This is a genomic window from Mesorhizobium sp. M0174 (genome assembly GCF_040322275.1).
Taxonomy (GTDB): Bacteria; Pseudomonadota; Alphaproteobacteria; order Rhizobiales; family Rhizobiaceae; genus Mesorhizobium.
Genome location: NZ_JAMYTB010000001.1, coordinates 462,748 through 480,004 on the forward strand (window position 1 = coordinate 462,748; position 17,257 = coordinate 480,004).

Consider the following 17,257-nt stretch of genomic DNA (forward strand, 5'->3'; position numbering starts at 1 on the left):
TTTTTTGTCACGTCGTGCCGATGTCAGGCGATGCTCAAGCCGCCATCGATCAGCATTTCCGCTCCGACCATGAACGGGCATTCGTCCGAAGCAAGAAAAACCACTGCATTGGCAATTTCCTCGGCGGTTCCGAAACGACGGGCAGGCACCAGGCCGACCACAGCTTTCGCGCGCGCCTTCGCCGCTTCGGGGGCCAGCCCAAGTTTGTCGTTTAGCGGCGTGTCGATCGGACCCGGGCTGATCACATTGGCGCGAATACCCCGTTCTATCAGTTCGCCCGAGAGCGTCCGGGCGAGCGAAATCATGCCGGCCTTGGCCAGCGCATAGACGTGCGTTCCAGCCATTCCCATATGTGCGTTGACCGAGCCGCTGAGGATGATCGACGACGGGTTCGAAAACAGCGGAACGAGCGCCTTGACCAGGAAGTAGGGCCCCTTGAGGTCGACATCGATGCTCCTGTCAAACGCGGCCTCGGTCCAGTCGCCAAGCGGGCGCAGGTCGGCGATACCGGCATTGAGGAAGAGAATGTCGAGCTTGCCGAAGGTTTCCTCGATCCGCCGCGCTATGTCGTTCTGGGCAGCGGCATCTCCGGCGTCAGCGGCAATGACAAGTACGTCACTGCCGAGGGTGGTGCGCGCCTCCTCGAGACGGCTCGCATTGGTTCCGGTGATAGCGACGCGCGCACCTTCCTCGATGAAACGTTGTGCCGTCACTAGGCCGATGCCGCTGGTGCCGCCGGTAATCAATGCGGCCTTGCCTTTTAGTCTGGACATAAGCGAATTGCCTTTCCTGGCGCGGAGCGCTGCGCAGCATCAGGGGTAAGCCCGGTATGTTCAACTTGGAAGCGTTGCTGACCACAATTTTGCCTTCAGGGGTGACCCTCTCTGACAGGCTTTTCACCCGGCGTATGGTGAAAGAATCATCAAGGGCGCGGCAACTGCCACGCCCTCCTATCAATTCCGAAAGATGCACTGATGTTTAGCTGGCCGCCGCCTCCAGCTTCCTCGCTGCCTTCATGTTAGGCAGGAGGACCGTCAGTAGCCCGAGCAGCGGCAAATACGAGCAGACCTGGAAGACGAAATCGATGCCTTTCAGGTCGGCGACGACGCCAAGCACGGCGGCGGCGATGCCGCCCATGCCGAAGGCGAAGCCGAAGAAGATGCCGGCGATCATGCCGACGCGGCCGGGCACCAGTTCCTGGGCGAAGACGACGATGTTCGAGAAGGCCGAGGACAGGATCAGGCCGATCAGCACGGTGAGAACCATCGTCCACTCGAAATTGGCGTAGGGCAGGGCCAGCGTGAAGGGCAGCACGCCGACGATCGAGAACCAGATCATCGCCTTCTGCCCGTAGCGGTCGCCGAACGGGCCGCCGAGCAGGATGCCCAGGGCAGAGGCGCCGAGGAACAGGAACAGCATGACTTGCGACATCTGCACCGAAACACCGAACTTATGAATGGAATAGAAGGTGTAGTAGCTGGCAAGGCTGGAAATATAGGCGTTCTTGGTCAGTACCAGCAGCGTCAGCACCAGCAGCGCTCCCATCACCTTGCGGCGCGGGAAGGGCGAGACGAAGCTTGCCGCCTTGCGGGCGCCCTGCGCGGCACGCAGCCGGCTGTACCAGCCGCCGACCTGCCACAGCACGATGATGCCGATCAGCGAGCCGCCGGCGAACCAGGCGATGCTGGTCTGGCCGAAGGGCACGACGATGAAGGCTGCCAGCAGCGGCCCCATAGCCTGGCCGAAATTGCCGCCGACCTGGAACAGCGACTGCGCAAGACCGAACCGGCCGCCGGAGGCGAAGCGGGCGATGCGCGAGGATTCCGGATGGAAGATCGCCGAGCCGATACCGATCAGCGAGGCGCCGATGAGGAGCAGGAAATAGTGTCCGGCGTAGGCCAGCACGACCAGTCCGATCAACGAGGAGGCCATGCCGTAGGGCAGCGAATAAGGCATCGGCCGCTTGTCGGTGATCATGCCGATCACCGGCTGCAGCAAGGATGCCGTCACCTGGAAAGTGAAAGTCAAGAGGCCGATCTGCCAGAAATCGAGACCGTAATTGGCCTTCAGCAGCGGATAGATCGCCGACAGCAGCGACTGCATGATGTCGTTGATGCAATGACAGAAGCTCACCGCCAGGATGACGGTGAAGGCCGTCGCCTGAGCTGAGATGTGGCCGGCCGCTGCCGGCTCGCCCTCGGCGATTGCTGTGGTATCTGTCAAGGCATGCTCCGTGGTCTTTTTGGCGGGCACTTCCGCACGCGGTCTTATGGGGCCGCCTGCCTTATACGTCGCTTGTCACGCGACTTCTTTCGTGGTTTGGTCCAATAGTTTCGCAAGTGGGCCATAGCTGATGCCGCATGGCAAGGAAATGTTCAAGGCGGGCGACGCTGATCTCGGGCTGCTGCATGAGCGTCGCTGGCAATGGCTGGAGCAGGCCGTAGGGCCGGCAGTGGCGCTGCCGACCGAATATCCGGACGGCTACCATGTGCCACGGCACCATCACAGCCGCAGCCAGTTGCTGCACGCGCTGGTCGGGGTCGTGCTGGTAACGACGCGGCATGGGCGCTGGATGGTGCCTCCGGACCACGCGATGTGGATCCCCGCCGGCACCGAACATTCCGTCGAGATGCTGGGCGACGTCAGCATGCGGTCCGTCTATGTGATGCCGGAGGCCATTCCCGGCCTACCGGACGGGTTGCGTGTCGTGGGCATCACCGACCTGATGCACAGCCTGATCGTGGAATCGGAAAAGCTGCCGCAGGGCGCCGAGCTGGAGGGCCGGGGCGGACTGATCATGAAGCTCCTGCTGCACGAAATCCCGAACCTGCCGGAACGGCCGCTCGGCCTGCCGTTCCCGTCCGATGCAAGGCTGGCGACGCTGTGCCGGCGCTTCGTCTCGGCACCGTCACCGCATGCGACGATCGACCAATGGGCCGCTATCGTTGGCATGAGTCGCCGCTCTTTCACCCGCGCGTTCCACCGCCAGACGGGATTGTCGCTGTCGACCTGGCGTCAGCAGGCCTGCCTGTTCGCGGCGCTGCCACGGCTGGCCGACGGCGAGCCGATCACAAGGGTGGCGCTCGATCTCGGCTATGACAGCGTGCCGGCGTTCATCACCATGTTCAAGCGCATGCTGGGAGCCTCGCCACGCGGTTACATGCGCGGCGCCCGTGATGCTGGCGAAGGTGCGGCGAACAAGCGGTCCGGCTCGGCCTGAGTCGCAGCCCTGAAGGCGTCGCGTTCGACCCGCCTCATGCGATGCGCTTTAGGTTCTTGTTTTTATGCATGTCGTTATCGGAAAACCGCTGCACAGTTTTGCGCGACACGCATTAATCGAACAGGCTCGACACCGATTCCTCGGTCGCCGTGCGTGAGATCGCCTCGCCCATCAGTTCGGCGATGGAGATGACGCGGATATTGGCGGCGTCGAGCACTGCCTGGGTCGGCTGGATGGAATCGGTGATGACCAGTTCCTGCAGTTTCGAGGCGCCGATGCGGGCGATGGCGCCGCCGGACAAAACGCCATGAGTAGTATAAGCGGTGACGCTGGTGGCGCCGTCGGCAAGCAGCGCATCGGCTGCATTGCACAGTGTTCCGCCCGAATCGATGATGTCGTCGATCAACAGGCAATCCTTGCCGCGCACGTCACCGATGACGTTCATGACTTCCGATTCGCCGGGGCGCTCGCGGCGCTTGTCGACGATGGCGAGCTGGGCATCGATGCGCTTGGCGAGGGCGCGGGCGCGGACCACGCCGCCGACATCCGGCGAAACCACCATGACATTGGCAAGCTGCTTGTATTTCGCCTTTACGTCGCGGGCCATGACCGGCACGGAAAACAGATTGTCGGTCGGGATGTCGAAGAAGCCTTGAATCTGGCCGGCATGGAGATCCAGGGTCAGCACCCTGTCGACGCCCGCCCTCGTGATCATGTTGGCGACCAGTTTGGCCGAGATGGGTGTGCGGCCCGAGGCGCGGCGATCCTGCCTGGCATAGCCGAAATAAGGAATAACCGCAGTGATGCGCTTGGCCGAAGAGCGCATGAAGGCGTCGATCATGATGAGCAGTTCCATCAGATGATCGTTGGTCGGGAACGAGGTGGACTGCAGGATGAAGACGTCCTCGCCACGCACATTCTCCTGGATCTCGACGAAGATTTCCTGGTCGGCGAAGCGCCTGACGCTGGCCTTGCCCAGCGGAATGTTGAGGTAGCGGGCGACTGATTCGGCCAGCACCCTGTTGGAATTGCCCGCGAAGAGCTTCATGCACCGTTCCTGGCGAAGGATTGAGAGACTCCGATAGCACTCCAGCCTCTTAGTCGGGCTTTTAGCGGCCCGCGCCGGTATTGCAAGCGTCGTGAATGGGAATCCGCCGGCTAATCTCAATAAACGCTTACGGCTTGACGATGCGGCGATAGGTCCACTGCGATGCCGACGGAATCGGGGATAGCTCTATCTTTCAGTCTGAGCATGATCTCTTCCGAAAACCGGATTCCATTTTCGGAAATCATGCTCCAGGTCAGCCGGCGCCGCCGCCAAGCCAGGTGGCGAACTGGTCGATTGTCTGGTCGGCAATTGCCTGCATGGTCGCCGGCGCCACCGCCGCCCAGCCTTCACCGCCGCCGACGGAGGGTGCCTTCTGCTGGCCATTGATGCGATGCAGCCGGTTGCCGGCCGGGTCATAGATGTCCCAGACGTAGATGACGGTGGTGTCCTTGCCTTCCGTCATGGTCGAGAAATAGCCCTTGAGCACATGCGTTGGGGTCTGGTCGGTGCTGCCGGCCAAGGTGATGCCGCGCTGCCTGGCGCGTGTCTGAAGCTCGGCGGTCAGCGGTGTCGCGGCTTCTACCGAGGCGCCGACGATCGGCGCCACCTGCAGCCGGGTCCGCGCAATGGCAGCCGCGCTTTTGGCGGGCGGCACGGCTACTGCAGCCGAAGGCTGCGCTGTATCTGCAGTTTGCGCGGTGCCGGCAGGCCGAGCCGGAGTTGCGGGGGGCGTTGCGGCACTTCCGGCTCCGGAGAGCGATTGCGTCGATTGCGGGGCAATGGCCGACGGTTCGAGAACGTCCTTCGCATTGGTGCAGGCCGCCAGCGCCAGCGCCACGAGCAATGACACGGTCGTCACATGCGATCGTCTCATTAGCCTGAAAACTCCTTGGCGATGAACGCCCCTCACACTCTTTGCATTATGGATTCACTGCACGATCAAGTCGAGATCATGGCGGGACAGCGGCTTCGGCTGGGATTCGGTCGTCAGATAGGTGCGGCCAAGCGTCATCGCGGTTTCGGTTTCGGAGTCCATGATGATCATATGGGCGAACAGCGTCATGTTCGGCGCAATCGGTTCGGGATTACCCTGATAGAACATCGGCATATCCATCCAGGACGGGGTGAAGCGGGCGCCGAGCGAATAGCCGCAGGCATTAAGCCGGTGCTTGGTCAAATTGTGGACTTCGAGGGTGCGGGCATGGGCGTCGAACACGTCGCCGAACGTATTACCGGGCGTCATCGCCTTCTCGACTGCAAGTAGCGCGGCGCGGGCGGCATCGAACAATTCCTGGTGGCGTTTCGATACCTTGCCGGTCAACACCGTGCGCATCATTGCCGCATGGTAGTGGTGGAAGACACCGGCCCATTCGAGCGTCAGCTGGTCGTTCTTGGTGAGCTTGCGGCGGCCGGCTTTGTAGCGGCAAAGCAGGGCGTCGACGCCGGAGCCGATGATGAACTCGTTGGCCGGATAATCGCCGCCGCCGGCAAAGATGGCACCTTGCATGGCGGCGAGGATCAGCGCCTCATCGCCGCCCTGCTTGATCAGCGGCAGTGCTGCGTCCAGCGCGTCGTCGGCCAGATTTGCGGCTTTTTCCGCCTTGGCGATTTCTGCCGGGCTCTTGAACAGCCGTAGCCGGCTGACAATGCCGGAGGCATCCGCGATCTGCCCGAAGGTCTGCAACTGCTCGTCGAGGCGCCGGCCATTATAGGCGGTCAGGCCGTGGGTGTCGTATTCGACGCCGATGCGGGCACCGAGCAGGTCGAGTTCGTTGAGCAGGTTGCGCAGGTCTACCGCCGGATTGGCGCCGTTGCGGTCCGTCCACAAAACGATGTTGTCGATGATCGAGGTGTGGCGCGCCTGGCGCAAGTCGGCCGAACGCGTCAGCAGCACCATCGAGCCGTCGGCCTTGACCACCAGGCACTGGAAAAAGCAGAAGCCGAAGGTATCGTAGCCGGTTAGCCAATACATGCTTTCCTGGGCAAACAGCAGGACGGCGTCGAGCTTCTTTTCGGCGATCTCGATCATCAGTCGATCGCGCCGCGCGTCGAATTCCGAGCGTTCGAAATGCAGCGCCATCAGTCAGCCTCCAAAACGATTGCCGAAACCTGCCGCCCGTAGTCGGGCTCGTTGCGATGCGTGCTGCGCCGATAGGAGTAGAAAAGCTCTTCCTCGGCATAGGTGCAGCGGCCAAGTCCTTCGGCGTTGACGCCAGCCTTGGTCAGCCGGTCGACCGTGTAGCGGTTGAGATCGAACATCGCGTGTCCGGCATTTGCTGAAGGCGCGAAATAGCGAGCATTGCAGGCATCGGCGTCGACGAAACGGGCGACGAATTCCGGTCCGACTTCGTAATTCCGTGGGCCGATCGAAGGACCGAGCACTGCGACGATGCAGTCGCGCCGGGCGCCGAGGCTTTCCATTGCCGCGATGGTGTTTTCCAGCACTCCGGTGAAAGCGCCTTTCCAGCCGGCATGGGCGGCGCCGATAATGCGCGCCTCGGCGTCGGCGAAGAGGACCGGTCCGCAGTCGGCGGTCGAGGCACCGACGGCAATGCCCGGCCGGTCGGTGACAATGGCGTCGGCCTTGGGCCGCTCGCCGGCAAAAGGCTCCCTGGCAATGACGACGTCCGGCGAATGAACCTGGTGAGCGGTCAGCAGATGGTTTGCGGGCACGCCCATCCATTCGGCGACCCGGCGGCGATTTTCGCGCACCAGCGTCTGGTCATCGTTCGAACCGGCCCCGATGTTGAGGCCCCGGTAGATGCCGCTGGAAATGCCGCCGACTCGCGTGAAGTAGCCGTGGCGGATGCCTTGCGCCGTTTCCAGCAAGGGCGACCGAACGGGATCCGGTTTGGTCTGATTCAGCATGGCGGCTTTGTTGTCCGTATGGGCGATTTCGTCAAGCGAGTTGAAGGGGCGCAGTTGAAGGCTGGTCGGTTGAAGGCTGGCGAAGTTGATGTCGGGCGCTAGTCGGAGACGGGAGAGTGAGAGAGGCGGCAGCGAAAAGTCAATCCGTGCTTGGAAACGGCGGAACGGCAATGCCGGCAGGGAGGACGGCAAGCACCTTGAAGAGTTCGCCCATGGCCTGCGGGCCGGCGAGGCGCTCGACGTCGGCCGCGATCTTTTCGCGAGCTGCCTCATCGGCGTTGGCGCCGAGCCGGCCAGCCCGTTCGAGAAGCCCCATCTTGAGCAGGAATTCACCTTGCGTTGAGAGGTGGGCATCGAGGCCGTGTGCCCGAACGGTTGCCGCGAGGGGAGCGAAATCGACATGGGCTGTGAGATCGGCCTGCCCCGGATTGGCCAGCACGTCCTCATGACCGTGCTTGCGCAAGGCCTGCAAGGTGTCGCCGATCCCGGGCTGGAGATGACCGTAGTCGAGAAACAGGCCGGCTCCGCCAAATCCGGCAAGTCGCCCGGCGATGGCCGCCATCAGGGCGGCGCGGGCTGGCGCCACCTCGACGATGGCACCTTGCGTCGCATTCTCGGCACCCTCCGGCAGCAGCATCGGGTCAAGCGAGCCGGCGCCGACGAAAAAGCGCAGCCGGTTCGCGTCGTCGAGACTGATCATCCGTTCGCTCCAGCCGGCTCCAGCGCGGACGAACTGGCGGATGGGCACGGCGTCAAACAGCTCGTTACCAACAATCAGAAGCGGCCCCTGCGGCAGCGTGTCGACGGCCTCATGCCAGGCGATGGTGGCCGACGTCCCGGCAAGCGTCCGTTTCTGGACCTCGGTCAACCGCGGACTGGCCTCGATCAAGGCGAACGATGCGCTGGCGGTAAGCGTCGGATCGAGCCGCGAAAGCGTGCGCAGCATATCTCTCATCAGCGTGCCGCGGCCGGGGCCGATTTCGGCGATGGCGACCGGCGTCGGCCGGTCGATCGCCAGCCACGCCTGGTAGAGCCAGATGGCGACCAGCTCGCCAAACATCTGGCTGATCTCCGGCGCGGTGACGAAGTCGCCGGCGGCGCCAAACGGCTCGCGTGTCGTATAATAGCCGTCCTGCGGATCGAACAGGCAGAGCGCCATGTATTCGCTGATGGGGATCGGTCCTACCGCACCGATCAGCTCGGCGATGCGGGTCTTCAGCCGCGTCATGCCGGCTGCGGTTTTGTCACCGGCTTGGCTGTAGCCATCGCCCAGATGCCGGCCAGCACAATCGGCAGTGACAGCACCATTCCCATGGTCAGCCAGCTCGTGCCAAGGAGGTAGCCAAGCTGCTGGTCGGGCTCGCGGAAGAATTCGACGAAGATGCGCGAGGCGCCATAGCCGGCGATGAAGGCGCCGCCGACGAAGCGCGGCGTCTTCAGCTTGAGCCTGGAATGGGTGAGGAAGCGCAGGACCAGGAACAGCACCAAACCTTCGAGCAGCGCCTCATAGATCTGGCTCGGATGGCGTGCAAATGGGCCGCCATTGGGGAATTCGAATGCCCATGGCACGTCGGTCGGCCGGCCCCATAGTTCGGAATTGATGAAGTTTGCCAGGCGAACGAGGCCAAGCCCTACCGGCACGCCGGCGGCAACCACGTCGAACAGCGACCATGTGCGGATGCCGCGGGACCAGGAAAACAGCGTCATGGCGAGAATGACGCCGAGTAGGCCGCCATGAAACGACATGCCGCCCTGCCAGACGGCGACGATATCGAGCGGATTGGCAATGTAGCGCGGCAGGTCGTAGAACAGCACGTAGCCGGTGCGTCCGCCGAGCACCACACCGATGGCTGCCCAGACGATGAAGTCGTCGAGGTCGATGGGCTTCATCGGCAGGATGCCGTCGGGCCAAAGTTTGGGGTTGGTGACGAGGCGTTTGGCATACCACCAGGCGAACAGAATGCCGACGATATAGCCGACGCCGTACCAATGCACCGCCAGTGGTCCGATCCGGACGATGACCGGGTCGATGTTGGGAAAGGGCAGGGCGGCCAGCGGCAGCAAATATTCGCTCAACAGGGTCTCCGGGTTCCAATCAGGTTCGGGCGCGGACCATGCGGCAGGCTTTTGGCGCGGTCAAGGCAAGCATATGCTTGCATTCCGAATGGTGCGCCACTACGTCAATTCAACCAAGCGAGGATTTGCCATGGCGACCGGACCGAACCGCATTCTCGATGAATTCGCCAAGCTGATGACCGATGCAGCCGGTGCCGCGCAGGGCGTGCGGCGCGAGGTGGAGACCGCCTTCAGGGGCCAGGCCGAGCGCATACTCAACTCCATGGACGTGGTGCAGCGCGAGGAATTCGACGCTGCTCGCGACATGGCGGCGAAGGCCAGGGAAGAAAACATCCGGCTTGCCGCTCGCATCGAGGCGCTCGAGGCCAGGCTTGCCGAATTGACCGGTCAAGCAGCGCCTGTGGCTGCGGCAAAGCCGCGTGCAAAAAAATAATCAGAAATAAATCGTTAAACTTTTCCACAAAGCCGGATCGTAAAAAGCGCTTTGTCGTGAATCGCTTACCGGTACTGCGTGAATCTTTGTGACATCGCCTTTCCACATGCGAATGACGCAGTGCGAAAAATTTGGCTGGTCACGCGACTCCCGATCAATAGACTGAATTTGTTGCATGATTCGGAGCAGGGTCATGCGCCGGGCGGTGGGGTCCGGTCCGGGGTCTTTGCGTTGACGAAGTCCTGGCCGTCCGAGTTCTAGGCAGAATTGTTCGAGTGTGCCTGTGTGGTGGCGCTCCCAGAACGACAGGAAGCATTTCATGGAACTTCTCGAACTCGAATTCTCCCGCGAAATCCATCCGGTGGATGTTATCGAGCAGGTGGCGCACAACAACGACTGGTCCTTCGAACGGGCCGGCGACGACGAGATCTCGATTTCGGTTGCCGGGAGCTGGACCGACTACCACGTTTCATTCTCCTGGATGGAGGACTACGAGGCGCTGCACCTGGCCTGCGCCTTCGACATCAAAGTCCCGGAGGCGCGCGCGCTCGAGGTGATGCGGCTGCTTTCGCTGATCAACGAGCAGATGCTGTTTGGCCATTTCGATCTCTGGGAGCAGGAAGGCGCCATCATGTTCCGCCAGTCGCTGCTGCTGGCCGGTGGGGTCGAGCCGTCAAGCCAGCAGGTCGAGGTGCTGCTGTCGTCGGCGCTGGAAGCCTGCGAATGCTATTTCCAGGCGTTCCAGTTCGTCGTCTGGTCGGGGACTTCGGCCAAGGATGCGTTGGCCGGCGTGCTGTTCGAAACCTACGGAAACGCCTGACCGTCGATGAGTTCGAGCAACACGCGAAAACCCGAGATCAGCTTTGCCAATTTCGACCGTATCGACATCCGCGCCGGCACGATCGTAGAGGCCGAGCCTTTTCCCGAGGCGCGCAAGCCGGCGATTAAGTTGAAAATCGATTTTGGTCCCGAGATCGGGGTGAAGAAATCCTCGGCCCAGATCACAAAATACTATACGCCCGAAACCCTGATCGGCCGGCAGGTGTTCGCTGTAGTCAATTTCCCGCCGCGCCAGATCGGGCCATTCATGTCGGAAGTGCTGACGCTAGGCTTTCCCGATGAAGAGGGCGCCGTCGTGCTTGGCGCGATCGAGCGCAAGGTGCCGGACGGAGGCAGGTTGTTCTAGCTGCGCTGTTGCTCACGCAGCCAGTTTACGCGTGGTGCCCAGCGCCTCTTCAACCGTTTCCATGAACATTTCCGCGCAGGCCTTCCAGCTGTAGCGCATCGCGCGTTGCCGCGCCTCGGCGCGGTCGACGTGAAGGGCGGCGAGCGCTGCTTGCCGCAGGTCGTCCGATACCGCGCCGCCGATGCCGTCTCCGACGATGTCGATCGGTCCGGTGACGGGATAGGCTGCGACCGGCGTGCCACTGGCCAGCGCCTCGATGATGACGTTGCCGAATGTGTCGGTGCGGCTGGGGAAGACGAAGGCATCGGCCGAGGCGTAGATCTCGGCCAGCTCGTCATTCGGACGATGGCCGAGGAAATGGGCATCGGGATATCTGGCCTTCAGCTTCGCTAGTTCCGGCCCTTCGCCTACGACCACCTTGCTGCCCGGCAGGTCGAGGTCGAGAAAGGCCGGCAGGTTCTTTTCGATCGCGACGCGGCCGACGCAGAGGAAGATCGGTCCGGGAAATCCCAGGTCCTTTCTTTTATCCGGCCGAAAATGATCGGTGTCGACGCCGCGCGTCCACGGCCGGAGCTTGGTGAAGCCGCGCGCCGCAAGATCGTCGGCAAGCGACTGGGTGGCGACCAGCGTTCCCTGTCCTGAATTATGGAAATCGCGCAGCCAGCGATAGGCCCATGCTTCAGGCACCGGTAGGCGTGCGCTCAGATATTCCGGAAAACGTGTGTGATAGCTGGTCGTGAACGGGCGGCCGGCGTTGCGGCAGTAGCGCCGGGCCATAATGCCGAGCGGTCCTTCGGTGACGATATGAACGTGGTCCACCTTGCGCGCCTCGATCAGCCGCGCCACGCGGTGCGGCGTCGTCAGCGCCAGCCTGATATCGGGATAGGTCGGCAGAGGCAGGGTGCGAAAGATGTTGGGCGTCAGGAAATCCGTCTCGACATCGAAGGATTTCAGGGTCTCCGAGAGGCGCTCCAGCGTGTGGACGACGCCGTTGACTTGCGGGCGCCAGGCGTCGGTGACCATCAGGATGCGCATGGCGGTCCCTTGGCGGCAAGCTTGATTGGCTTGCCGCGATGCCTGAGCGGCGACCACGCCGCAGCTCTGGCGTCGCACCGGCGCACCCGGGCAGGCGCGGGGTCGAAATGAGGCCGCAGGGCCGAATCAATCAGGATCGCGCGCTTCATTGGCGCTCTTCACCATGGTTTCATGACGGGCGAATGAAGGCCGGGTCTTGCTGCCGTCAAGCCGGAACCTTGATCACCGCCCGCAAGCCGCCGAGCGGGCTGCGTTCGAGGACGATGTCGCCGCCATGACTGCGGGCAATGTCGCGTGCGATGGAGAGGCCAAGGCCGGTGCCGCTGGCGTCGAGGTTGCGGGCCTCGTCGAGCCGCACGAACGGCTTGAATACATCCTCCCGCTTTTCGGGCGGAATGCCCGGACCGTCGTCGTCGATGGTGACGAGCAGCGAACCGCGTCCATGATTGGCGTTGATCTCCACCGTCTTGGCATAGCGGAATGCATTGCCGACGACATTGGAGAGCAGCCGGGCAAAGGCATTGGGGCGCACGTGGACGTGCGGATCGCCGGTAAGTACGGTCGACAGCTTGCGCTTGCGGAGCGCGGCTTCCTCGCGAAGCTTGTCGAAGAAGGCTTCGAGGTCGAACCGGCCGGCATCTTCCGATGCTTCGCCGCGTGCAAAGGCAAGGTAACCTTCCAGCATCGACTGCATGTCGTCGATGTCCTGGTCGAGTGCCTGGGTGTCGGCCGCCTTGGTCCCGGCCAGTGCCAATTGCAGCTTGAAGCGGGTGAGGATGGTCCTCAGATCGTGGCTGACGCCGCTCAGCATGGCGGTGCGCTGCTCGAGCTGGCGTTCGATGCGTTCGCGCATCTGGATGAAGGCAAAGCCGGCGCGGCGGACTTCCTCGGCGCCGCGCGGGCGAAAATCGCGCGGCATCGGCCGGCCTTTGCCAAAGCTCTCGGCCGCCTCGGCCAGCGTCAGAATCGGCCGGATCTGGTTGCGCAGGAAGGGAATGGCGATCATCAGCAGCACCAGCGAGGTGCCGACCATCCAGATCAGGAAAATATGGGTGTTCGACGCATAGGCCTGGCTGCGGCGCACGAAGACCCGCAGCACCTTGTTCTCAAGCTGGACGCGGACCTCGACGATATTGGAATTGCCGACCGTATCGATCCAGAACGGACGGTTGATCTGGCGGGTGATCTCGGACGAAAGGATCTCGTCGAGGATCGAGAAGAACGGCTTTGGCCCGGGTGGCGGCAGCGGGTCGGGGGGGAGGAGGTCGACCTTCAGCTGCATGCGATCCTGGGCGATGCGGATGACGTTCGCGTAGTCGGCGTCATGCGGATAGGTCTCTATCAGGTCGATGATGGCGGCGATGTCGCGCACCGTGGCCTGTGACAGGCGTTGCGTCACGGTCTGCCAATGGCGCTCCATGAAGACAAAGGCGACGACCGACTGCAGCATGATCATTGGCGCTATGACGATGATCAGCGAGCGGGCATAGAGCCGCTTCGGCATGTAAAGCGACACCAGGCGCCAGAAACGGTTCCAGGCGCGCGGCACGGCCTTCAGCGCCCGCGTCGCGCGGGCGCCGAAGCCGCCATCTCCCGGCCGTTCGAGTTGCGTGGTCGCCATTCGTCTTTTCGCTCACCGGGACCCGGCAAAGGGCCGCTGTCGGCGGCATTCTATTCCACGCTGAGCCGATACCCAATACCGCGCACGGTCTGCAGCCAGACCGGATTGGACGGATCGCGTTCGATCTTGCGGCGCAGCCGGTTGATCTGGACGTCGATCGTGCGCTCGCCGACCTCGGATTCGTCGCCGACAAGCTCATGCCGCGGTATCGTCTCGCCGGCACGGGCAGCGAAGATCGCCAGGATTTCCTGCTCGCGGTCGGTCAGCTTGAGCGCCTCTCCGCCGCGCTTCAGCTCACGCCTGGCGATCTGGAACGTATAGGGACCGAAGACCAGCTGTTCGACCTTGGGCGTCGTCGCGGGGCCGCCGCGGCGCAGGATATTGTTGATACGCAGGATCAGCTCACGCGGGTCGAACGGTTTAGGCAGATAGTCGTCGGCGCCGGCCTCGAGCCCGGTGATCCGGCTGTCGGTTTCGGACAGTGCGGTGAGCATCAGGATCGGTACGTTTTTCTCCGCCCGCAGCGCCTTGGTGAGATCGACGCCGCTTTCACCCGGCATCATGACATCGAGCACGATCAGATCGAAGTCGAGGCCGGCGAGCTTTCGGCGCGCCTCGCCGGAATTTCCGGCGACGGTGACGCGAAAGCCGTTTTCGGTCAGATACTGTTTCAGAAGATTGCGGATACGGGTGTCGTCGTCGACCACCAGCAGATGCGGCGCGTCGTCTTCCGGTGCTGTCGGATGATCAACCCTCTCAATGGTCTCCATGGCTTTTCCCTGACATCTTTGCGGGCACAATGTCGATCTGCGCCCTTAGTTCCGGATTGACCATCGCTTCAAGGAACCGTTCGATAACGGCGCGTTCGGTGGCTCCGGAATCTTCCAATGCAGCATGGATGCGGCGCGACTGTGGCCGCGCCAGCGCCAGCGCCAGCGCACGGCCCTTGGCCGTCGGATAAAGCTCGCGCTGGCGGCGGTCGCGGGGGCCCTGCAATTGCACGATATGGTCGGTGTCAATCAGTTGCTTGAGCACGCGCGCCAGGCTCTGCTTGGTGATCTTGAGCACGTCGAGGAGCTCGGCGACCGTCAGGCCGGGCCGGCGATTGACGAAATGCAACACCCGATGATGGGCGCGGCCAAAACCGTAATCGGCCAGGATCTGGTCCGGATCGGAGGTAAAGTCGCGATAGGCGAAGAAGAACAACTCGATGATGGCGAAATCGATGCCGTCCTCGTCGGTGATCGCCGTCCTGATCGGCTCTGCGGCTGCGTGGCTCGTCATCTTTTCTCCGTGTGAAGCAGGAAATTATGTCAGCACTATTGACGTATTTTCCGCGCGATGGTAATTTTTGGCAAGCTTTTCGGCGGATTGCGAACGAAAAGGCAAGCGAAGCCGTTTTTTCCGGAACTTCCGGAGTTTGCCAGACCTTAAATATCCGCCTACGCTTTGAGACAATGGCCGCCCGCAGCGGCCGAGGCGAAACACGCAACGACACTGTGCGGGCTGCCGCCCGCGGGAGGTTACCATGGCATCCGTTCCCTTCGACCAACTGGACGGCTTTATCTGGATGAACGGCCAATTCGTCAAATGGGCCGACGCCAAGATCCACGTCTTGACCCACGGGCTGCACTACGCCAGCGCGGTATTTGAGGGCGAGCGCGCTTATGGGGGCGAAATTTTCAAGCTGACCGACCACACCGAACGCCTGCATGAATCGGCGCGCCTGCTTGGCTTCAAGATACCCTACTCGGTCGCCGAGATCGACGACGCCTGCCGTACGCTGTTGAAGAAGCAAGGTTTCCAGGACGCCTATGTCCGGCCGATCGCGTGGCGCGGCAGCGAACAGATGGGCGTTTCCGCACAGAACAGTCGGATCAACTGCGCCATCGCCATCTGGCAGTGGCCGAGCTATTTCGACCCGGCGCAGAAGCTCAAGGGCATCCGCCTCGACATGGCCGAATGGCGCCGCCCCGACCCGCGCACCGCACCGTCGAAATCGAAGGCGGCCGGCCTCTATATGATCTGCACCATGTCCAAGCATGCCGCCGAGGCCAAGGGCTATGCCGACGCTATGATGCTCGACTGGCGGGGCCAGGTGGCGGAAGCGACAGGCGCCAACATCTTCTTCGTCAAGGACGGCAAGATCCATACGCCCAAGCCCGATTGCTTCCTCGACGGCATCACCCGCCGCACGGTCATCGGCCTTGCCAAGGACCGCGGTGTGGAGGTGATCGAGCGCGCCATCATGCCGGAAGAGCTTGAAGGCTTCCAGCAGTGCTTCCTCACCGGGACGGCAGCCGAGGTGACGCCGGTTTCGGAGATCGGTCCATACCGATTCGAGGTCGGCGAAATCGCCAAGACGCTGATGAATGACTATTCTGCTGCCGTTCAGCCCAAGCACGCAATCGCTGCAGAATAACGAAAGTCACAGCTTTTTTAACTAGTAAGGGCGGTTTTCGGGCCGCCCTTTTTATTTAAGCGCTTCTGCATTTGACTTTCACACAATTCGGCGTCTCATGATGGGGTCGGCCCGGGAGGCTGGCAGCTATGGAGGGACTGGAAATATGGATATGAACACGCTTCTTCCGATCATTATTCAGTGATTACGGGTATCATCGGTGGTCAGGCGGTTGGCGCGGCTATCAAGACGGCGGCGATGGGGCAGCTTACCAAAATCCTGGGCGGCGCTGTTGGCGGCGTCGGCGGTGCGGCCATCCTCAACAGTCTGCTGGGTGGCGCGGTCGATCCGACAGCCGCGGCCACGGCGGCAGGGGCAGGCAGCGCGTTGAACATTTCGAATATCGTTGGCGGTGCCGGCGGCGGCGCCATCCTGACCGGCATCATCGGTGCGGTCATGAACGCGATGAAGAAATAAGCTTTGACGTTTCAGGGTTTTAAATGGGCGGCTTCGGCCGCCCATTTCGTTTTCCGTTTTGCGTTTTTCCGTTTGCCGTTTTTTTGTGGAGCGGTGGACGCCGTTCGCGTGTGTCTCTACATCAGGGTAAGGTTAGGGCTTTCCTGACGCGTTCGAGGGGGCGCGCAGCGCTCCGACAGCGTGAAAGGACGAATATGGGTCAGCTCAACGCCGGCATCGTGCCGGTCACGCCGTTCCAGCAGAACTGCACCATTCTCTTCGACATGGACGACAGGCAAGGCGTTGTCGTCGATCCGGGCGGCGACATCGACAAGGTGCTGGCGGCGCTCGAGGACAATGCGATCACAGCCGGCGCGATCTGGATCACGCATGGCCATATCGACCATGCCGGCGGGGCCATGGAGCTGAAGGAGGCGCTCGGTATCGAGATCATCGGCCCGCATGCCGCCGACCGGCCGCTGCTCGCCAATCTCGAGAACCAGGCGAAGCGCTACGGCATCACCGATCCCGTGCGCAACTGTGTCCCCGACCGGTTCCTTGCCGAAGGCGAGACCGTTTCGTTCGGCTCACACGTGTTCGAGGTGCTCCATTGTCCGGGCCACGCACCCGGCCACGTCGTCTACTATAACCGGGCGGCGAAGTTCGCGCATGTCGGCGACGTGCTGTTCCGCGGTTCGGTCGGCCGCACCGACCTGCCGGGCGGCGACCACGCCGCGCTGATCGCCTCGATCAAGGAGAAGCTTTTGCCGTTGGGCGACGACATCGGCTTCATCTGCGGCCACGGTCCCGGCGGCCGTTTTGGTGAGGAGCGGCGGAGCAATCCGTTCCTGATCTGAACCGCTTGCCGGAAACAAAAAAGCGCGGCCTGTGCGACCGCGCTTTTTTTCCGGCA

General features: G+C 62.5%; 19 protein-coding genes and 1 pseudogene. 7 read left to right on the forward strand and 13 right to left on the reverse strand.

Going from position 1 to position 17,257, the window contains the following annotated elements; translation table 11 throughout:
- Positions 1 to 23: 23 nt before the first annotated feature.
- Both NKJ13_RS02230 and NKJ13_RS02235 read right to left on the reverse strand, forming a co-directional pair.
- Complete coding sequence (locus tag NKJ13_RS02230) at positions 24 to 773, reverse strand: SDR family oxidoreductase (protein ID WP_352508134.1); 750 nt, start codon at positions 771 to 773, stop codon at positions 24 to 26.
- Between the two features lie 205 nt (positions 774 to 978).
- Positions 979 to 2,223 (reverse strand): MFS transporter, encoded by a 1,245-nt coding sequence (locus tag NKJ13_RS02235; RefSeq protein ID WP_352508132.1) that lies wholly within the window; start codon positions 2,221 to 2,223, stop codon positions 979 to 981.
- 130 nt (positions 2,224 to 2,353) lie between these two features.
- Between NKJ13_RS02235 and NKJ13_RS02240 the strand changes: the two genes are divergently transcribed.
- Entirely contained in the window at positions 2,354 to 3,220 is an 867-nt protein-coding gene (locus tag NKJ13_RS02240) for an AraC family transcriptional regulator (RefSeq protein WP_352508131.1), read from the forward strand.
- A gap of 112 nt (positions 3,221 to 3,332) precedes the next feature.
- On the opposite strand, the gene NKJ13_RS02245 is transcribed toward NKJ13_RS02240, so the two are convergent.
- The 6 genes from NKJ13_RS02245 to lgt all read right to left on the reverse strand — a co-directional run bounded on the left by NKJ13_RS02245 (position 3,333) and on the right by lgt (position 9,212).
- On the reverse strand, positions 3,333 to 4,268 hold the full coding sequence (locus NKJ13_RS02245) for a ribose-phosphate pyrophosphokinase (RefSeq protein WP_254819191.1): 936 nt from the start codon (positions 4,266 to 4,268) through the stop codon (positions 3,333 to 3,335).
- A gap of 253 nt (positions 4,269 to 4,521) precedes the next feature.
- The gene (locus NKJ13_RS02250; RefSeq protein ID WP_352508129.1) at positions 4,522 to 5,142 is read right to left on the reverse strand and encodes a hypothetical protein; all 621 of its coding nucleotides are present in this window, start codon (positions 5,140 to 5,142) and stop codon (positions 4,522 to 4,524) included.
- 54 nt (positions 5,143 to 5,196) lie between these two features.
- Positions 5,197 to 6,348 carry a M24 family metallopeptidase gene (locus tag NKJ13_RS02255; protein WP_352508128.1) on the reverse strand — a complete coding sequence of 384 codons (1,152 nt, stop codon included), beginning with the start codon at positions 6,346 to 6,348 and terminating at the stop codon, positions 5,197 to 5,199.
- On the reverse strand, positions 6,348 to 7,136 hold the full coding sequence (gene pgeF / locus NKJ13_RS02260; RefSeq protein ID WP_352777017.1) for a peptidoglycan editing factor PgeF: 789 nt from the start codon (positions 7,134 to 7,136) through the stop codon (positions 6,348 to 6,350). The genes NKJ13_RS02255 and pgeF overlap by 1 nt, the downstream gene beginning before the upstream one ends.
- A gap of 139 nt (positions 7,137 to 7,275) precedes the next feature.
- Positions 7,276 to 8,364, reverse strand: a complete 1,089-nt coding sequence (locus NKJ13_RS02265; RefSeq protein ID WP_352737731.1) for a class I SAM-dependent methyltransferase — start codon at positions 8,362 to 8,364, stop codon at positions 7,276 to 7,278.
- The gene (lgt, locus tag NKJ13_RS02270) at positions 8,361 to 9,212 is read right to left on the reverse strand and encodes a prolipoprotein diacylglyceryl transferase (protein WP_352777020.1); all 852 of its coding nucleotides are present in this window, start codon (positions 9,210 to 9,212) and stop codon (positions 8,361 to 8,363) included. Before lgt ends, NKJ13_RS02265 begins: the two co-directional genes overlap by 4 nt.
- Positions 9,213 to 9,342: 130 nt before the next feature.
- On the opposite strand from lgt, the gene NKJ13_RS02275 reads away from it, so the two are divergent.
- Entirely contained in the window at positions 9,343 to 9,645 is a 303-nt protein-coding gene (locus NKJ13_RS02275; protein WP_352508124.1) for an accessory factor UbiK family protein, read from the forward strand.
- Here NKJ13_RS02275 and NKJ13_RS02280 read toward each other — a convergent pair whose 3' ends face one another.
- Positions 9,646 to 9,966, reverse strand: a complete 321-nt coding sequence (locus NKJ13_RS02280; protein WP_352737732.1) for a hypothetical protein — start codon at positions 9,964 to 9,966, stop codon at positions 9,646 to 9,648.
- Between NKJ13_RS02280 and NKJ13_RS02285 the strand changes: the two genes are divergently transcribed.
- The gene (locus tag NKJ13_RS02285; protein WP_023678420.1) at positions 9,965 to 10,465 is read left to right on the forward strand and encodes a type III secretion system chaperone family protein; all 501 of its coding nucleotides are present in this window, start codon (positions 9,965 to 9,967) and stop codon (positions 10,463 to 10,465) included. The two genes, NKJ13_RS02280 and NKJ13_RS02285, sit on opposite strands and share 2 nt — an antisense overlap.
- 6 nt (positions 10,466 to 10,471) lie before the next feature.
- A complete protein-coding gene (locus tag NKJ13_RS02290; RefSeq protein ID WP_352737733.1) occupies positions 10,472 to 10,831 on the forward strand; it encodes a tRNA-binding protein in 360 nt (119 codons plus the stop codon).
- A gap of 12 nt (positions 10,832 to 10,843) precedes the next feature.
- Here NKJ13_RS02290 and NKJ13_RS02295 read toward each other — a convergent pair whose 3' ends face one another.
- From NKJ13_RS02295 to NKJ13_RS02310, 4 genes are all read right to left on the reverse strand, one after another.
- The gene (locus NKJ13_RS02295) at positions 10,844 to 11,866 is read right to left on the reverse strand and encodes a glycosyltransferase family 4 protein (protein ID WP_352508123.1); all 1,023 of its coding nucleotides are present in this window, start codon (positions 11,864 to 11,866) and stop codon (positions 10,844 to 10,846) included.
- Positions 11,867 to 12,071: 205 nt separating this feature from the next.
- Positions 12,072 to 13,487: an ATP-binding protein gene (locus NKJ13_RS02300; protein WP_352508121.1), complete on the reverse strand. Its 1,416-nt coding sequence runs from the start codon at positions 13,485 to 13,487 to the stop codon at positions 12,072 to 12,074.
- A 50-nt stretch (positions 13,488 to 13,537) separates the two neighbouring features.
- Positions 13,538 to 14,257 (reverse strand): response regulator, encoded by a 720-nt coding sequence (locus NKJ13_RS02305; RefSeq protein WP_023678415.1) that lies wholly within the window; start codon positions 14,255 to 14,257, stop codon positions 13,538 to 13,540.
- Entirely contained in the window at positions 14,244 to 14,771 is a 528-nt protein-coding gene (locus NKJ13_RS02310) for a MarR family winged helix-turn-helix transcriptional regulator (RefSeq protein ID WP_023719182.1), read from the reverse strand. The genes NKJ13_RS02305 and NKJ13_RS02310 overlap by 14 nt, the downstream gene beginning before the upstream one ends.
- A gap of 244 nt (positions 14,772 to 15,015) precedes the next feature.
- On the opposite strand from NKJ13_RS02310, the gene NKJ13_RS02315 reads away from it, so the two are divergent.
- The 3 genes and pseudogenes from NKJ13_RS02315 to NKJ13_RS02325 all read left to right on the forward strand — a co-directional run bounded on the left by NKJ13_RS02315 (position 15,016) and on the right by NKJ13_RS02325 (position 17,201).
- On the forward strand, positions 15,016 to 15,909 hold the full coding sequence (locus tag NKJ13_RS02315; protein WP_352508120.1) for a branched-chain amino acid aminotransferase: 894 nt from the start codon (positions 15,016 to 15,018) through the stop codon (positions 15,907 to 15,909).
- Between the two features lie 145 nt (positions 15,910 to 16,054).
- Positions 16,055 to 16,365, forward strand: a pseudogene (locus NKJ13_RS02320) (hypothetical protein).
- Between the two features lie 194 nt (positions 16,366 to 16,559).
- Positions 16,560 to 17,201 carry an MBL fold metallo-hydrolase gene (locus NKJ13_RS02325; RefSeq protein ID WP_352713127.1) on the forward strand — a complete coding sequence of 214 codons (642 nt, stop codon included), beginning with the start codon at positions 16,560 to 16,562 and terminating at the stop codon, positions 17,199 to 17,201.
- Positions 17,202 to 17,257 lie beyond the last annotated feature (56 nt).